14 protein-coding genes are annotated in these 15,029 nt (G+C 31.4%); 10 read left to right on the forward strand and 4 right to left on the reverse strand.

Going from position 1 to position 15,029, the window contains the following annotated elements; genetic code table 11:
* The first annotated feature begins 2 nt into the window (after nucleotides 1-2).
* The 6 genes from EI427_RS07165 to EI427_RS07190 all read left to right on the forward strand — a co-directional run bounded on the left by EI427_RS07165 (nucleotide 3) and on the right by EI427_RS07190 (nucleotide 6,886).
* Nucleotides 3-1,046 (forward strand): tetratricopeptide repeat protein, encoded by a 1,044-nt coding sequence (locus EI427_RS07165; protein ID WP_205727911.1) that lies wholly within the window; start codon nucleotides 3-5, stop codon nucleotides 1,044-1,046.
* A 94-nt stretch (nucleotides 1,047-1,140) separates the two neighbouring features.
* Nucleotides 1,141-1,917 carry an enoyl-CoA hydratase-related protein gene (locus EI427_RS07170; protein WP_126613132.1) on the forward strand — a complete coding sequence of 259 codons (777 nt, stop codon included), beginning with the start codon at nucleotides 1,141-1,143 and terminating at the stop codon, nucleotides 1,915-1,917.
* Nucleotides 1,918-1,995: 78 nt separating this feature from the next.
* Nucleotides 1,996-3,516: a lipopolysaccharide biosynthesis protein gene (locus EI427_RS07175; protein WP_126613134.1), complete on the forward strand. Its 1,521-nt coding sequence runs from the start codon at nucleotides 1,996-1,998 to the stop codon at nucleotides 3,514-3,516.
* 8 nt (nucleotides 3,517-3,524) lie between these two features.
* Nucleotides 3,525-3,959: a dUTP diphosphatase gene (dut, locus tag EI427_RS07180; protein ID WP_126613136.1), complete on the forward strand. Its 435-nt coding sequence runs from the start codon at nucleotides 3,525-3,527 to the stop codon at nucleotides 3,957-3,959.
* Nucleotides 3,960-3,983: 24 nt separating this feature from the next.
* On the forward strand, nucleotides 3,984-4,988 hold the full coding sequence (locus tag EI427_RS07185; RefSeq protein WP_126613138.1) for a sugar nucleotidyltransferase: 1,005 nt from the start codon (nucleotides 3,984-3,986) through the stop codon (nucleotides 4,986-4,988).
* Nucleotides 4,989-5,113: 125 nt separating this feature from the next.
* The gene (locus EI427_RS07190; RefSeq protein ID WP_126613141.1) at nucleotides 5,114-6,886 is read left to right on the forward strand and encodes a tetratricopeptide repeat protein; all 1,773 of its coding nucleotides are present in this window, start codon (nucleotides 5,114-5,116) and stop codon (nucleotides 6,884-6,886) included.
* Between the two features lie 17 nt (nucleotides 6,887-6,903).
* Here the strand turns inward: EI427_RS07190 and EI427_RS07195 are convergent, their stop codons facing one another.
* Entirely contained in the window at nucleotides 6,904-7,839 is a 936-nt protein-coding gene (locus tag EI427_RS07195; RefSeq protein ID WP_126613143.1) for a tetratricopeptide repeat protein, read from the reverse strand.
* Between the two features lie 245 nt (nucleotides 7,840-8,084).
* Between EI427_RS07195 and ftsH the strand changes: the two genes are divergently transcribed.
* The 3 genes from ftsH (at nucleotide 8,085) to phhA (ending at nucleotide 11,112) form a co-directional block, all read left to right on the forward strand.
* Nucleotides 8,085-10,040, forward strand: a complete 1,956-nt coding sequence (ftsH, locus tag EI427_RS07200; protein ID WP_126613145.1) for an ATP-dependent zinc metalloprotease FtsH — start codon at nucleotides 8,085-8,087, stop codon at nucleotides 10,038-10,040.
* A gap of 3 nt (nucleotides 10,041-10,043) precedes the next feature.
* Nucleotides 10,044-10,268 carry a hypothetical protein gene (locus tag EI427_RS07205; protein WP_126613147.1) on the forward strand — a complete coding sequence of 75 codons (225 nt, stop codon included), beginning with the start codon at nucleotides 10,044-10,046 and terminating at the stop codon, nucleotides 10,266-10,268.
* A 97-nt stretch (nucleotides 10,269-10,365) separates the two neighbouring features.
* Nucleotides 10,366-11,112, forward strand: coding sequence for a phenylalanine 4-monooxygenase (gene phhA / locus EI427_RS07210; RefSeq protein WP_126613149.1), 747 nt, complete (start codon nucleotides 10,366-10,368; stop codon nucleotides 11,110-11,112).
* On the opposite strand, the gene EI427_RS07215 is transcribed toward phhA, so the two are convergent.
* The 3 genes from EI427_RS07215 to EI427_RS07225 all read right to left on the reverse strand — a co-directional run bounded on the left by EI427_RS07215 (nucleotide 11,101) and on the right by EI427_RS07225 (nucleotide 13,231).
* A complete protein-coding gene (locus tag EI427_RS07215) occupies nucleotides 11,101-11,517 on the reverse strand; it encodes a redoxin domain-containing protein (RefSeq protein WP_126613151.1) in 417 nt (138 codons plus the stop codon). The two genes, phhA and EI427_RS07215, sit on opposite strands and share 12 nt — an antisense overlap.
* Nucleotides 11,518-11,581: 64 nt before the next feature.
* Nucleotides 11,582-12,802 (reverse strand): bifunctional 3,4-dihydroxy-2-butanone-4-phosphate synthase/GTP cyclohydrolase II, encoded by a 1,221-nt coding sequence (locus EI427_RS07220; RefSeq protein ID WP_126613153.1) that lies wholly within the window; start codon nucleotides 12,800-12,802, stop codon nucleotides 11,582-11,584.
* A gap of 156 nt (nucleotides 12,803-12,958) precedes the next feature.
* The gene (locus EI427_RS07225) at nucleotides 12,959-13,231 is read right to left on the reverse strand and encodes a hypothetical protein (protein ID WP_126613155.1); all 273 of its coding nucleotides are present in this window, start codon (nucleotides 13,229-13,231) and stop codon (nucleotides 12,959-12,961) included.
* 379 nt (nucleotides 13,232-13,610) lie between these two features.
* Here EI427_RS07225 and ffh point away from each other — a divergent pair, with 379 nt between their 5' ends.
* The gene (gene ffh / locus EI427_RS07230) at nucleotides 13,611-14,987 is read left to right on the forward strand and encodes a signal recognition particle protein (RefSeq protein WP_126613157.1); all 1,377 of its coding nucleotides are present in this window, start codon (nucleotides 13,611-13,613) and stop codon (nucleotides 14,985-14,987) included.
* Nucleotides 14,988-15,029: the final 42 nt, after the last annotated feature.

A 15,029-nucleotide genomic window follows, 5' to 3' on the forward strand; every position in this document is an offset into this window, starting at 1 on the left:
TCTTGAATAATCAGGATCGGTTATTTTTTTATCCTATACATATGAACAGATTATTTTACTTTTTTATACTTCTATTATTTTTTGGTTGTGACAAAAATACAACAAGAGATCAATCCTTTATTAAAGGAAGGGATGCTTTAAAAGAGAAAAAGTATAAAAAGGCAGAAACCCAGTTATTGATAGCTGTTAAAGAGGATGAAAGTTTTTCTGAAGCTTGGAATAATTTAGGTATTGCTTATTATGAACAAGGAGAAATTGAAAAAGCTCTTGATACATATCAAAAAGCGTTATCTATAGATAGTTGCCTTATTGATGCTTATCAAAACAAAGCTAATGCGTTATTTAAAATAGGAAATGTAGATGATGCTATCATAACGCTTACAAATGGGTTAGAATGTGAAAATTTAAATTATAATTTACTTTTAAACCGAGCAACTCTATATCAACAAAAGAAAAAATATAAACGGGCACTAAATGACCTAAATTTATGCTTACAAATAAATGGTCTAGATGATGTTTTATTGACGAACATTGGTTATTGTCATTATAGTTTAGATGCGTTAGATTCTGCATTTCACTATTCAATTCAAGCAATAGAAATCAATGCTGATAGACATGAAGCTGTGAACAACCTTGGGATGATTGCTTTAAAAAATAAGGAAGTAAACCAAGCCTATAAATATTTTTCACGAGCGGTTGAACAAGACCCTCAAAATGTTTTATACCGTCTTAATTTAAGTAAAGCCGCCATTAGTATCAAGAACTACGATAGTGCATGTAAAAATGCAAAAATGGCAGACTATTATGACGAAGGAAATACACAAGCATTAAACTATATTCTACGTTCTTGTGTTTTCACAATGGAAATGAAAATATTTTTTGATTACTGCTTAGAGTTGTATCAAAAAGGAAACATTTCAATCTTCAATGTACCTTTAAAAGAGTTGAGGAATAATGATAAAAATGAAAAATACTGTGAATTATCTAAGTTGATAAAAGAAAAAAACATTAAAATTGATGGCAATTTATTGTCAAAATGTAAATAACGTTTTATAACTTGGACATCAATAATGTTTTTAAGTATTAAATATTGCGTAAATAGTTTAAAGTGAAAGCATTAATAACCGAATAGATTTACAAATGGATTACCAAAACCTTCTTTTAGAAAAGAATGATGGTTTGCTTATTATTACAATTAATAGAGAAAGCAAACTTAATGCATTAAACTCAAAAACTTTAGGAGAGCTAAAAGAAGCTTTTCAAATAGCATATGATGACGATAGTGTAAGAGCTGTAATTATTACAGGGAAGGGGCAAAAAGCATTTGTTGCTGGCGCTGATATTTCTGAACTAAAAGATTTAAACGAATTAAATGCTAGAAAATTTTCTGAAGAAGGTCAAGAGATCTTTAACGGAATTGAAAACTGTACAAAACCTGTTATTGCAGCCGTTAATGGTTTTGCTTTGGGAGGGGGATGTGAGTTAGCATTAGCTTGTCATATTAGAATTGCATCTGTGAATGCTAAGTTTGGTTTACCAGAAGTAACATTAGGAATTATTCCTGGTTATGGAGGAACACAAAGACTTCCATTACTAGTTGGTAAAGGTATAGCTAACGAAATGATTTTAACTGGTGAAATGATAACAGCCGAACGTGCTCAAATTATGAACCTTGTTAATTTAGTTGTATCACAAGAAGATTTATTGCCGAAAGCAATTGAAATGGCTAAGAAAATTTTAAATAAGGCTCCAATTGCTGTTTCGCATGTTATAGATTGTATTAATGCTTCTCATTCTAGTAAAAATGGATATCAAACTGAAGCTAACGCATTCTCTAGTGCTATAAAAACAGAAGATTTTATAGAAGGCACTGCTGCATTTTTAGAAAAAAGAAAACCTAATTTCCAAGGGAAATAAAGTATAATATAACTACAATAGTTAACCTCTTTATATTTGATTCAATCATTTATAAAGAGGTTTTTATATTAAGATTAAATGTTTAAAAAATTATTATCAGATACAGTTATTTATGGGCTAACAACAATGCTCATGAAGCTGATTAATTACCTGCTTGTACCTTTACATACTGAGGTTTTTACTCCAGATAGTTTTGGTATCGTGTCTTATTTTTATGCTTATGCTGTTCTTTTCAATATCATATACACTTATGGTATGGAAACAACTTATTTTAGGTTTGCAACAAAGAAAGATGATGGAGGACAGGCATTTAATTATATTCAAACTTCCTTACTGTTAACTTCAATATTATTCTCCTCATTATTATGGCTTTTTGCACCTCATATTTCTGATTTATTAGGTTATGCTAATAGTGAAATATATGTAAGGTTCTTTGCTTTGTTATTTGCAATAGATACAATGCTAGTTATCCCTTTTGCTAATCTAAGAATATTAGGGAAGGCAAAAAGGTTCGCATCATTAAAGCTTACTGAGGCACTTTTAACTTATGCTTTAAATTATTTCTTTTTAGTAAGTTGTAAAGAGATTTATGCTAACGGTCAAGAAGGAATATTAACCGATTTAGTAAGACAGTTTTATGATCCTAATTTTGGTTTAGGGTATACTTTTTTAGCTAATTTAATTACTAAGGCTGGAATTATGCTTTTACTTCTAGATAAATTCCTTGAGATTAAATTGAGGTGGTCGTGGAGTAAAATGCAACCTTATTTAAAGTATGGTTTTCCGCTTGTTTTTTCAGGTATCGCATTTGCAATTAATGAAGTATCTGATAGGCAATTATTAAAACTTCTATTACCAGATGACTTTTATAGTTTTGGAGGAGCAGACTATGCAATAGGTATTTACTCTGCCAATTATAAGTTGTCTATTTTTATAACTTTAGCAGTTACGGCTTATAAATACGCAGCAGAACCTTTCTTTTTTGCCACAGCCGATTCAAAAGACTCCCCAAAGGTATTCGCTAATGTAATGTACTATTTTGTTATTGTATTAATGATGATGGTTCTTGTTGTAGTAGCGAATTTATCATGGATTGCTCCAATTTTCATCAGAAGCTCATCTTATTTAGTAGGCTTGCCAGTAGTGCCGATTTTATTGATGGCTAATGTCTTTTTGGGGATGTATTATAATTTATCTGTTTGGTTTAAAGTTACTGATCAAACTAAATATGGTGCTTACATAAGTTTTGTTGGTGCAGTAATAACAATAGGCCTTAATACTTTATTAATTCCTATTATTGGGTTTTATGGCTCTGCAATAGCTACACTGAGTTGTTATTTTACAATGATGGTTTTAGCTTATGTATTAGGGCAAAAATATTATCCTATACCTTATAATATAAAAATGATCTCTTTTTATATTGTATTAACAGGGATATTCGTACTTTTGATCACATTTTTAAAATTTGATTCATTTGCTGAGAATTTTATAGTCCATAATTCAATTTTCGCCATATTCTTGCTCATAATTGCTTTTGTAGAAAGAAAATTCATCAAGCAAACGGCAAACTCAATAAAAAACAAACTTTTAAAGAAATAAGCTTTAAAATGAAAATAAAAGTAATAAATAACGGACATCACGCTTTACCTAAATACGAGACTGAATTGTCTGCAGGTTTAGATTTAAGAGCTGTCCTTCAAGAATCGATCACTTTATCACCTCTTGAAAGAAAATTAATTCCAACTGGTTTACATATAGAACTTCCTCAAGGATATGAAGCGCAAGTTCGCCCTAGAAGTGGTCTTGCCTACAAATATGGCTTAACAGTTTTAAATTCCCCAGGTACTGTTGATGCAGATTATAGAGGTGAGATTAAAGTATTATTAGTAAATCTTTCTAACGAAGCATTTGAAGTTAAAGATGGAGAGAGAATTGCTCAATTAATTGTTGCAAAACATGAGGTAGTTGAGTGGGTTCCTTCAGAAGAGCTATCAAATACAGAAAGAGGAGCTGGCGGTTACGGAAGTACTGGTAAGAAATAAACTAACAAATAAAAATAAGATTATATGAAAATCATTGTCCCAATGGCAGGTCGTGGATCTAGATTAAGACCACACACATTAACAACTCCTAAACCTCTAGTTAAAATTGCAGGTAAACCAATCGTTCATCGTTTAGTAGAAGATTTAGCTTCTATGTCTGACGAGGTTCTTGAGGAAATTGCATTTGTTATTGGTGATTTTGGCGATACTGTAGTTAAAGAACTATTAGAAATTGCTGAATCTTTAGGAACAAAAGGAACTATATATTATCAAGAAGAACCACTTGGAACTGCACATGCTATTTTGTGTGCTGCAGATAGTATGGAAGGTAACATCATTGTTGCTTTTGCTGATACTTTATTCAAAGCGGATTTTTCAATTGATAAATTCGAAGATGGTATTATCTATACTCAAAAAGTAGAAGACCCATCAGCATTTGGTGTTGTAAAATTAAATTCAGAAGGTGTAATCACAGATTTTGTTGAAAAACCTGAAGAATTTGTTTCTGACCAAGCAATTATTGGTATCTACTACTTCAAAGAAGGAGAACGTCTACGTGATGAACTTCAATATTTAGTAGATCAGAATATCATGAACGATGGTGAATATCAGTTAACTGGTGCTTTAGAAAATTTAAAAGCAAAAGGAGCTAGATTAAAACCTGGTACTGTAGAAGAGTGGTTAGATTGTGGAAATAAAGACGCAATTGTAAATACTAACCAACGTTACCTTACCTATATTCAAGAACAAGAACTTGTTCACGATTCAGCACAACTAGACAATGTTGTTTTAGTTAGTCCTGTATATGTTGGTAAAAACGTAAAAATTAGCAATGCTGTTGTTGGACCTTACGTTTCTGTAGGTGATAACACTATTATTGAAAACTCTGTAGTTCAAAATTCTATTGTTCAAGAAGACTCTGATATTCGTAGAGTTAATATCGAAAATTCTGTTGTAGGTAACCACGTTGTTTACAGAGGAAGAGCAAAAGATTTAAGTATTGGTGATTTTACTTCTGTGAAAGAATAAGAAAACCGTTAATATTTATATAAAAAGAGCGAAATATATCAATTTCGCTCTTTTTTTCATTTACTATTTTTGTAGATTTATACATAGTTTAGAAAGAAGTTCGATTTAGTGGGGTAAACAATACTATGAGCAAAAACTTTGTTAGTGTCCGTGCGGTAATTTTTATGATAATCTTAAGCTTTTTTGCTTTCGATAATAATACTTTCGCACAACGTAAGAAGAAGAAAAAAAAGAAAAAAGAAAAAGATATTCCAGTAGTGAGTATCGAAGAACCTTCTAAAAAAGAAAAAAGAAAATCTGAAGAGTTATTTGTTTATGCAGTAAATGAATACTTATTAGAGGAATATGAGCAGTCTTTGCAGTTACTTGAAAAATGTAATGATTTGACTCCTAAAAATGATGGTGTAAAATACCAAACGGCTCTGTGTTATCAGAAGCTAGAACAATACCAAAGGTCTCAGCAATTTGCCAAGAGAGCTTTAGAACTTGATCCTGAGAATCAATATTATTATAAACTGGTAGCTCAAAATTACGAAGTACTAGGTTTATTTAAAGATGCACTTCAGGTGTTGCATAAACAGATAGAAGTAACGGGAGATGATGAAGAAGCCTATTTTCAAATAGCAATGCTTTATCTTCAAATGGGCTCACCTAGAAATGCTATTGAGTTCTTTGATATTGGCGAGGAGAAATATGGTATTAATGATGTGATCGTTAGACAAAAGCAACGTATTTATATCAGATTAGGTGATTTAGATGCTGCTTTAGCAGAAGGAAACAAATTAATAGAAGCGTATCCTGATGATCTTGAATTTAAATATTCTCAAGTAAGATTATTACTTGGCAATAATAGGACAGACGAAGCTGTTGAAATGCTTACACCCATTTTAAAGAACTATCCAAATGAAGGAGAAGGACATTTTCTTTTAGCTACTATTTATAGAAACCAAGGAGAGTCTGAAAAGTATTACGAGGAATTAAAAATAGCTTTTGCTAGTGAAGATCTTTTATCTGATGAGAAATTTAATATTCTTGCTGGATATTTACAGTTTACTTATAATGAAAAGAAACGTCTTGAAGGAGAAGAATTAATTCTTATTGCTTTAAAAGCTCACCCAAATGATGCAAAAATATTAGCTATATACGGAGATTTCCAGGTGTCGCTCAAAAAGTTTGATGATGCTCGTAAATTTTATCTTCAATCATTAAATAAAAATCCAGATAATTTTAAAGTTTGGCAGCAAGTATTATCAATTGATTGGGAACTCCAAGAAACAGATTCAGTTATTTCACATTCTGATTTAGCTCTTGAGTATTTTCCTAACCAAGCAATTTTATATTTTTATAATGGCTCATCAAAGTTATTTAAAAAAGAATATGAAGAGGCAGAAGTTATGTTGAACCAAGGTTTACAAGTTGTAGTTGATCCTAGTCTTAAAGTACAGTTCAATGCTCAGTTAGGAGATACTTATTATAAATTAGATGAATACAAGAAAGCCTTTGCTAAATACGAAGAAGTATTAAAGGTTGATCCAATGAATATCTATGTATTAAATAATTACAGCTATTTCTTATCTCTCAGAAAAGAAAATTTAAGCAAAGCTGAAGAGATGTCACATCAAACAGTTTTAGCAGAGCCTGAAAATGATACTTATCTTGATACGTATGGATGGGTTTTATTTGTAGCAGGTAAATATAAAGAAGCAAGTGATGTACTTTCCAAAGCAGCATCAATTACTAAAAGCGGAACAGTTGTAGAACATTATGGAGATGTTTTATTTAAGCTTGATGAAGTTGATAAAGCTGTTGAGCAATGGAAAAAGGCAAAAGAAATGGGAGGAGATGATTTGAGCGATTCTCTTGATAAGAAAATTAAGAATAAAAAATATTACGAATAATAAGAAGAGGAAGTGATTTAATTGCTTCCTCTTTCTTTTTGTGTTAAATATCTCAATACTTTTAAGGTAGGTTCATAATTAGAGCACCCTTCTAATGATTTTTGAAAATACCTTCTAGCCATTTCTTCATTATTGGATTGCAAATATGCAATTGCCAAATTATAATGTAATGCAGGGAAGTAAGGTAGCCTCATTTGCATTTTAGTGTATAAATCTGCAGCTTCTTTTAGTTCACCACATCTACTTGCAAAATTTGCCTCAGCCAATTCTGTGAAATCAGGGTGATGCCCTTGGTTGGCTTTATAAAATTGAATTAATGTACCTGGGACTCCAATTAAAAACATACAATTTTTCAAGATGTTTTTATGAAAGAATTCAATGCCCAAATTGTCCCCTCCAAAATATTTTGTAGTTCTGAAATATAGCTTTTTATTAAAAATAAAATACTCATATTTTTTACGTTTACCTAGACGATCATAATACCCAGTTTCTGGACAAATATCAAACTGTTCACCATTCGAAAATAATAAACCATGCTTGTCACTTATCGAATGGCACTCATCACAATATTGATATTGAGAATCTAAATGATTATCCCAATCAATAGTATTTTCGCAATGACCACAGACACGAGTTGTTACCGCATTTCTAGTGGCAAATAGATCGAATGCTAATTTTATATCTTTAATCATTTCTGATTTGAGAATTATACAATTATTTTTAGAAATATACCATGAAGAAATTTCTTTCCCTAGGATAGGGTATTTTGAAAATGATATAACTAGATATCCCTCAAAAAAAGTTGTACTGTTAATATCATGATAAGAAATTAACTCATTTGATAAAGTTATTCCTTGTTCATTAACGTTTCCAAGTTGTGGAATCAGGAAGTTTCTCTTCTTATTTTCATTATATGTTCTGAAAGAGAATACAAATGGCGTAATTTCAATCATATATCATTTTAATCTTAAGGAAATACAATTCTAGTATTGGTTTAAGCTAAACTTTTAATATTTTTGTATATATCGAAAGATAATTATATCAAAAGAATAAAATAACGTATTACTACGTTTTAAAGATAATTAATTTGACACTAGTAGAAAACCTGTCGCTAATAGCGTCAGGCTTTTTTTTATTTAAAAATTCTCATTAACTTTTGTTTTGTGTTGAATTGTGTAAACACTAAACTAAATTTTTGATGAAGAACAGAGCAAAATTTTCTATTTGGTATTTTCTAAGTATCCTAGGAGGAATGTTATTCCTAGAAGTTTTATTTTTTTCAGGCCCAAATGTAAAAGAATTATCATACAATGCTTTTAAAGATAGTATTGATGTAAATAGAGTTGAACAAGTCGTTATTTCAGATGAGAAAATCTATGGCAAAATTTCAAAATTAGTCATAGATACCACGAGAGTTACGTCTCCAGAAGTCCAAAGTGACTCCACGAAAGCATCTAAAAATTCACTTTGGAAAATTAATCCAGAAGGTAAAGCTGCACCTTGGAGAATTGATTATGAAAAAAGAAAAGAAGATTTAGGAAGACAGTTCTTTGTAATCAAATTAGAAGATCCTGATTTAATACGTGCTCTTCAAAATAAAAATATAGAATATAAAGGTGTAATTGAAAATGATTGGTTAGGTAACTTCTTTTCTAATTGGTTATTACCCTTTGGTTTGTTGTTTGTTATTTGGGCATTTTTAATGCGTAAAATGGGTAAAGGCTCCGGAATGGGAGGTGGTGGAAATAATTATCTAAATGTGGGTAAAAGTAAAGCCAAAATATATGCTGCGGATGCAGAACACTTATATAACTTCGATGATGTAGCAGGTTGCGATGAGGCAAAACAAGAACTTACTGAGGTGGTTGATTTCTTGAAAAATTCGGATAAATACACGGCTCTAGGAGCGAAAATACCTAAAGGGATTTTATTAGTAGGACCTCCTGGTACAGGAAAAACTTTACTTGCAAAAGCAGTAGCTGGCGAAGCTGGTGTTCATTTTTATACATTATCAGGTTCAGATTTTGTTGAAATGTTTGTAGGTGTAGGTGCAGCAAGAGTAAGAGACTTATTTACACAAGCTAAAACAAAAGCACCTTGTATTATTTTTATTGATGAACTCGATGCTATTGGTAAAAGCCGTTCCTCAAATGGAATGTCTGGCAACGATGAAAGAGAAAACACTTTAAATCAATTACTTGTAGAAATGGATGGTTTTGCTGCTGAATCTACAGTAATAGTATTAGGAGCTACAAACAGGCCTGAAATCTTAGATAAAGCATTATTAAGACCAGGTCGATTTGATAGACAAGTTCAAGTTGACAGACCTGATTTAAAAGGTAGATTGATGATTTTAAAAGTTCATGGATCGAAAATTAAAATGAGTGAAGATGTCGATTTAAAAGAGATCGCAGCACAGACTGCAGGTTTTGTAGGGGCAGATTTAGCTAACTTATGTAACGAGGCTGCATTATTAGCAGCTAGAGAAGGAAAAACAGAGGTACATCATATAAACTTTTTAGATGCATTCGAAAGAGTAGTTGCAGGCTTAGAAAAAAAGAACGCTGTAATTAACGATACTGAAAAGAAAACGGTAGCTTATCACGAAGCAGGTCATGCAATTGTAGGGCATTTTACAAAAGGAGCAGACCCTGTTCGAAAAGTATCTATTGTACCTAGAGGATCAGGAGCTTTAGGGTATGTTTTACAAGCTCCTACAGAAGACCGTTTTTTAATGTCTAAAGATGAATTGTTAGGAAAAATTAAAGGTCTTTTAGGAGGAAGAGCAGCAGAAGAAATTATCTTTGGAGATATTTCTACAGGAGCATCTAATGATTTGGAAAAAGTTGCCTCTATCGTAAGTTCAATGCTTACTGTGTATGGTATGAGTGAAACTCTTCCTAATTTATCACTTCAAAAAGAAGGACAAAGCAACTATCTTGGTAACGGAGGTGGAAGTATTAGAAGATCTGAAGAATTAGAAAAGCAAATTGACAAAGAATCTTTAGAGATTATTGCAAAGTGCTATGAAGAAACGAAGCAATTCTTAAGAGATCACCACGATCAATTAGAAAAACTTGCTCAAATTCTTTTGAAAAAGGAAATTTTAGACGAAAAAGATGTTATCGAGATTTTAGGACCTCGAACAGTTTAATTTATGATTAGAGACACAGAAAAAATCGACTCTTTTATTGCAAGAGAAGCAAAAGGTGTAAAAGAGATGTTGAAGTCGGGTGCTATTCACCCATCTTTAGTAACACTAGATATCTTTATAGATAATTTGATTGATGATTTTCAAATAGATAAATCCCAGATTGATTATACTAAAGAAAAATCTAGAGAGGTATTAAAGTCATTGAATATTGAAATTCAGGGTTTATAATTCTTAAAGTGATTTTTTTTTCACATATTACAAGGACTGCAATTTAATTGTAGTCCTTTTTTACTAACCATATTTTTCCAATTCAACACATACTAACATGTATTTTGTAAATAACCAAGGGTACGAAAAGTACACAGAAGAGGATACTCAAGTTTGGAGTATACTTTTTAATAGGCAGATGAAAATGCTCCCATCTCTTGCCGAAAATGATTTTTTAAATGGAATTAAAACAATAGGTTTTAAGGAAGAAGTAATACCTTCTTTTAAGGAAATCGACAAAGTTTTAAAAAATGAAACGGGTTGGAGTATTGCACCTGTAACGGGGCTAATACCTAATAAGGAATTTTTTGAACTTTTAAAGGCTAAGAAGTTCCCATCATCATCGTGGTTTCGAAAAAAGAGTGAGTTAGATTATCTAGAAGAACCAGATATGTTTCATGACATTTTTGGCCATGTTCCTTTGCTCACTAACCAAGATTTTTGTAGGTATTTAGAGAAAATGAGTATCGTTGCTTTAAAGTATATTGATAACGAAGAGTGTATTGAGTTAATAAGTAGATTGTACTGGTATACTGTAGAATTTGGTTTAATCGAAACAGGTTTGGGTTTAAGAATTTATGGTGCAGGAATCTTATCCTCAAAAGGCGAATCTGAGTATAGCTTATTTTCTGAAATTCCTTTAAGAGAAAAGTTTAATTTATTAGCTATTCTGAAAACACCCTATATAAAAGATGAATTCCAAAAGAAATATTGGATAATAAAAAGTTACAAAGAGCTGGAAAATAGTTTAACTGAATTGGATCATTTCTTAGAGTTAAATCAAAAAGGAAGTTTACAACTGTAGCAAATAAGTTATATGTTGATTTACATCTGACATATAATTAATTTTTTTGATCTGTTTTTCATTCTCTTCAAACCAAATTGTTGAGCGTTGTATAATGCCTATAGGTTTTAAAAAGCAGTTAAACCTTTTTGCAATTCTCGCACTAGGATCAGATAAAACTAAAAATGGCAGTTTTAACTTTTTTATATTCTTCTGAAGTAAAGTATCATTACAATTGATAATGACAATAGGGTAGAAGTGCTTTTCTAAAATAGTATTATAGGCTAATTTTAGTCTCTTTAAATGCTCCACATCTAATTTTGCTTCACAAGAAGCTAAAAATGTTATTTGTAACTTTTGATGGATAACCTCTTTAAACCTAAAAACTTCACCTTTAGAAGTAAGTAGCTCAATATTTTGTAACATTGGTAAAATGAAAATAAAAAAGGCTGTTTGTAATAAACAGCCTTTTGAATAATATTGATTGTCACTATTTTAAAATATTGTGACCCATTTTATCTCTTTTTGTTTCTAAATACTTTTTATTGTATTTATTTGGAGTGATCTCAATTGCCACTGAATCAACTATTTCTAAACCATATCCAATAAGCCCTGCACGTTTTTTAGGGTTATTAGAAATAAGATTCATTTTAGAAATACCCAGTTTTCTTAAAATTTGAGCACCAACACCATAATCTCTTTGGTCAGATTTAAACCCTAAAGCTTGATTAGCTTCAACAGTGTCCATTCCTTCTTCCTGAAGTTTATAAGCCTTAAGTTTATTTACTAAACCAATGCCTCTTCCTTCTTGATTCATATAAAGAATAACACCTCTTCCTTCTTTTTCAATCATTTCCATAGCTCCATGTAATTGTGGTCCACAATCACATCTACAAGAACCAAAGATATCACCAGTAACACAAGATGAGTGAACCCTTACCAAAACAGGATCTTCTTTATCAGAAATATCACCTTTGATTAAAGCTAAATGTAATTCACCTGTATTAGTCTGACGGAAAGCTTTTAAATTGAAATGGCCAAACTCAGTAGGCATATCAACACCAATTTCTTCTTCAACTAGAGAATCTTCTAATTTTAATCTGTATTGAATTAAATCTTCAATACTAATTAATTTAAGATTATGCTTTTTAGCAACCTCAACTAAGTTAGGTAGTCGAGCCATTGATCCATCATCATTCATGATCTCAACAAGAACACCTGCTGCTTGTAATCCAGCTAATCTAGCTAAATCAATTGATGCTTCTGTGTGACCAGTTCTTCTTAAAACACCACCACGTTTTGCCTTTAAAGGGAAAATATGACCAGGTTTACCAAGAATTGCAGGATCAACATCAGGGTCTGCTAATGCTAATACTGTTTTCGCTCTATCACTTGCAGAGATACCAGTAGTACATCCATGACCAATTAAATCAACAGATACAGTAAAAGGAGTTTCGAAAGCGGCAGTATTTTTACCAACCATCAATTCTAAACCTAATTCTTCACAACGATCTTCGATTATTGCACAGCAAATTAATCCTCGTCCTTCTTTTGACATGAAATTGATTATTTCTGGTGTTACTTTCTCAGCAGCACAGATAAAATCACCTTCGTTTTCTCTATCTTCATCATCTACGACAATTACTATTTCACCATTTTTGATTGCTTCAATAGCATCCTCGATAGAATCTAACTTAAATTTTTCAGCCATTTTTTATTTGTGAGTGTACATTTTTTATGATCGTAATTGAGAGCCTTTTTACCCTAACTACATAATCATATATGCATTTACTTATATGTTTATATAATTGTTTTACAAAGTTACTATAAATAGTAGGATAATCATACAAAAAGAATGATCGTTCATCTATTTAAGAAAACTAGTCAATACAAAACTTAAAATAATAATAAAACCTCCCATCATGTACAATAAAATCATACTAGATTGTAACCATTTATCAGATTTATCTTTACTGAATTGATAGAGTTGAGTAAAAATAAATATGCAGATAACACAAGTAATGAACACTGTAGTTTTATGGTTCAATTCACTTCTATGTATATCTAAAGCATATTTATAAATTAAATCTCCGAGGCCAATTCCAAACAAGGCACCAAGCCCAATGAATCTTCTTAACATTATAATTCTGATTTGTTAGAATCAAATTTGACTCTTTGAATAAGCCGCAAAACTAGGATTAATACTTCTATATATTACAAATTCTACATTTTTTTTAATAAAATTATCTACACTAGAAGTATTCATTAAAAAAATTACTGATAATAACACTTCTAGGTATACAATTGATTTATCTACAGAAGGCACCTTAAAGTATTCATAATAAGTATTTTACTACTCGTTCTAAAGGATTTGAAAAAAATAATGTGAGTAAGGACCTTAAAAAAATACACTTTATTGCATATTGAATTGACTTAATTATTGTTTATGACACTTGTAAACTTTATTTTTGCTACCCAAACTGAATTAGTCATTATACAAGGAAAGATATACAGAATATATGTTTGATAATCTTAGTAACAGAATAGATCGAGCCTTAAAGAACATTAAAGGTGAAGGTTCGATCAGCGAAATTAACGTAGCTTCTACTGTTAAGGAAATTCGTCGTGCTTTATTAGAAGCCGATGTTAACTTTAAAGTAGCAAAAGAAATTACGAATGAAATTCGTGAGCAAGCACTAGGACAAAATATTCTTATAGATGTAAAACCTGGTCAATTATTTACAAAAATTGTAAGTGATAAACTAACGGAATTAATGGGAAGCGAAATGGTTCCTTTTACTCCAACAGGGAATCCCGCTACAGTTTTAATTGCAGGTTTACAAGGTTCTGGTAAAACTACTTTTACTGGTAAACTAGGTTTAAGATTAAAAAAGCAAGGTAAACAAGTTTTATTAGTTGCTGCAGATGTTTATAGACCTGCCGCAATTGATCAATTAGAAACACTAGGTGAACAAACTGGTGTTGAAGTTTATACTGAGCGTGAAAATAAAAATCCAGTTTCTATTGCGGAGAATGCTGTTAAGTATGCAAAAGAAAATGGTAAATCTATTGTTGTAGTCGATACGGCTGGTCGTTTAGCAATTGATGAGCAAATGATGGATGAGATTGAAGCTGTTAAAAAAGCTATCAATCCTTCTGAAACTTTGTTTGTTGTTGATTCGATGACAGGTCAGGATGCTGTAAATACAGCAAAGACATTCAACGATAGACTTGATTTTGATGGTGTTGTTTTAACTAAGTTAGATGGTGATACTCGTGGTGGTGCCGCTTTATCTATTCGTAGAGTAGTAGAGAAGCCTATTAAGTTTATCTCGACAGGTGAAAAACTAGAAAATACTCTAGATGAGTTCTACCCTGAACGTATGGCTCAGCGTATTCTTGGTATGGGTGATGTTGTCTCTTTAGTAGAAAGAGCACAAGAAGCATTCGATGAAGAAGAAGCAAGGAGATTAAACAAGAAATTACGTAAAAACCAATTTGATTTTAATGACCTTCTTTCTCAAATTCAGCACATCAAAAAGATGGGTGATTTGAAAGATTTGATTGGAATGGTACCTGGTTTAAATAAAATGGTTAAAGATCAAGAAATTGATTCTGACGCATTTAAACCTGTTGAAGCAATTATCCAATCTATGACTCCGTATGAAAAAGCTAATCCGGATTCTTTAGATCAATCTCGTAAGAAAAGACTTGCAACAGGTTCTGGTACTTCGGTACAGCAAGTCAATAACCTAATCAAACAATTTGAAGAAATGCGTAAAATGATGCGTAAAGTAAACAAAATGTCTGGTATCCCTGGTATGGGTAAAAAAGGTGGAGCAAAAGGTGGTAAAAAAACTAGTTTACGTAACCGTTTAGGTGGTCGTAAAAAATAGTACCTAGATATATATACAAAAACCCCATCAATCTAAAAATTG

Origin of the sequence: Flammeovirga pectinis (assembly GCF_003970675.1) — a bacterium.
In the GTDB taxonomy this organism is placed as follows: domain Bacteria; phylum Bacteroidota; class Bacteroidia; order Cytophagales; family Flammeovirgaceae; genus Flammeovirga; species Flammeovirga pectinis.

Bases quoted from the DNA above. Each gene is read 5' to 3' on its own strand.
- EI427_RS07170 (WP_126613132.1), top strand. From the start codon at position 1,141: ATGGATTACCAAAACCTTCTTTTAGAAAAGAATGATGGTTTGCTTATT.
- EI427_RS07175 (WP_126613134.1), top strand. From the start codon at position 1,996: ATGTTTAAAAAATTATTATCAGATACAGTTATTTATGGGCTAACAACA.
- dut (WP_126613136.1), top strand. From the start codon at position 3,525: ATGAAAATAAAAGTAATAAATAACGGACATCACGCTTTACCTAAATAC.
- EI427_RS07185 (WP_126613138.1), top strand. From the start codon at position 3,984: ATGAAAATCATTGTCCCAATGGCAGGTCGTGGATCTAGATTAAGACCA.
- EI427_RS07190 (WP_126613141.1), top strand. From the start codon at position 5,114: ATGAGCAAAAACTTTGTTAGTGTCCGTGCGGTAATTTTTATGATAATC.
- EI427_RS07195 (WP_126613143.1), bottom strand. From the start codon at position 7,839: ATGATTGAAATTACGCCATTTGTATTCTCTTTCAGAACATATAATGAA.
- ftsH (WP_126613145.1), top strand. From the start codon at position 8,085: ATGAAGAACAGAGCAAAATTTTCTATTTGGTATTTTCTAAGTATCCTA.
- EI427_RS07205 (WP_126613147.1), top strand. From the start codon at position 10,044: ATGATTAGAGACACAGAAAAAATCGACTCTTTTATTGCAAGAGAAGCA.
- phhA (WP_126613149.1), top strand. From the start codon at position 10,366: ATGTATTTTGTAAATAACCAAGGGTACGAAAAGTACACAGAAGAGGAT.
- EI427_RS07215 (WP_126613151.1), bottom strand. From the start codon at position 11,517: ATGTTACAAAATATTGAGCTACTTACTTCTAAAGGTGAAGTTTTTAGG.
- EI427_RS07220 (WP_126613153.1), bottom strand. From the start codon at position 12,802: ATGGCTGAAAAATTTAAGTTAGATTCTATCGAGGATGCTATTGAAGCA.
- EI427_RS07225 (WP_126613155.1), bottom strand. From the start codon at position 13,231: ATGTTAAGAAGATTCATTGGGCTTGGTGCCTTGTTTGGAATTGGCCTC.
- ffh (WP_126613157.1), top strand. From the start codon at position 13,611: ATGTTTGATAATCTTAGTAACAGAATAGATCGAGCCTTAAAGAACATT.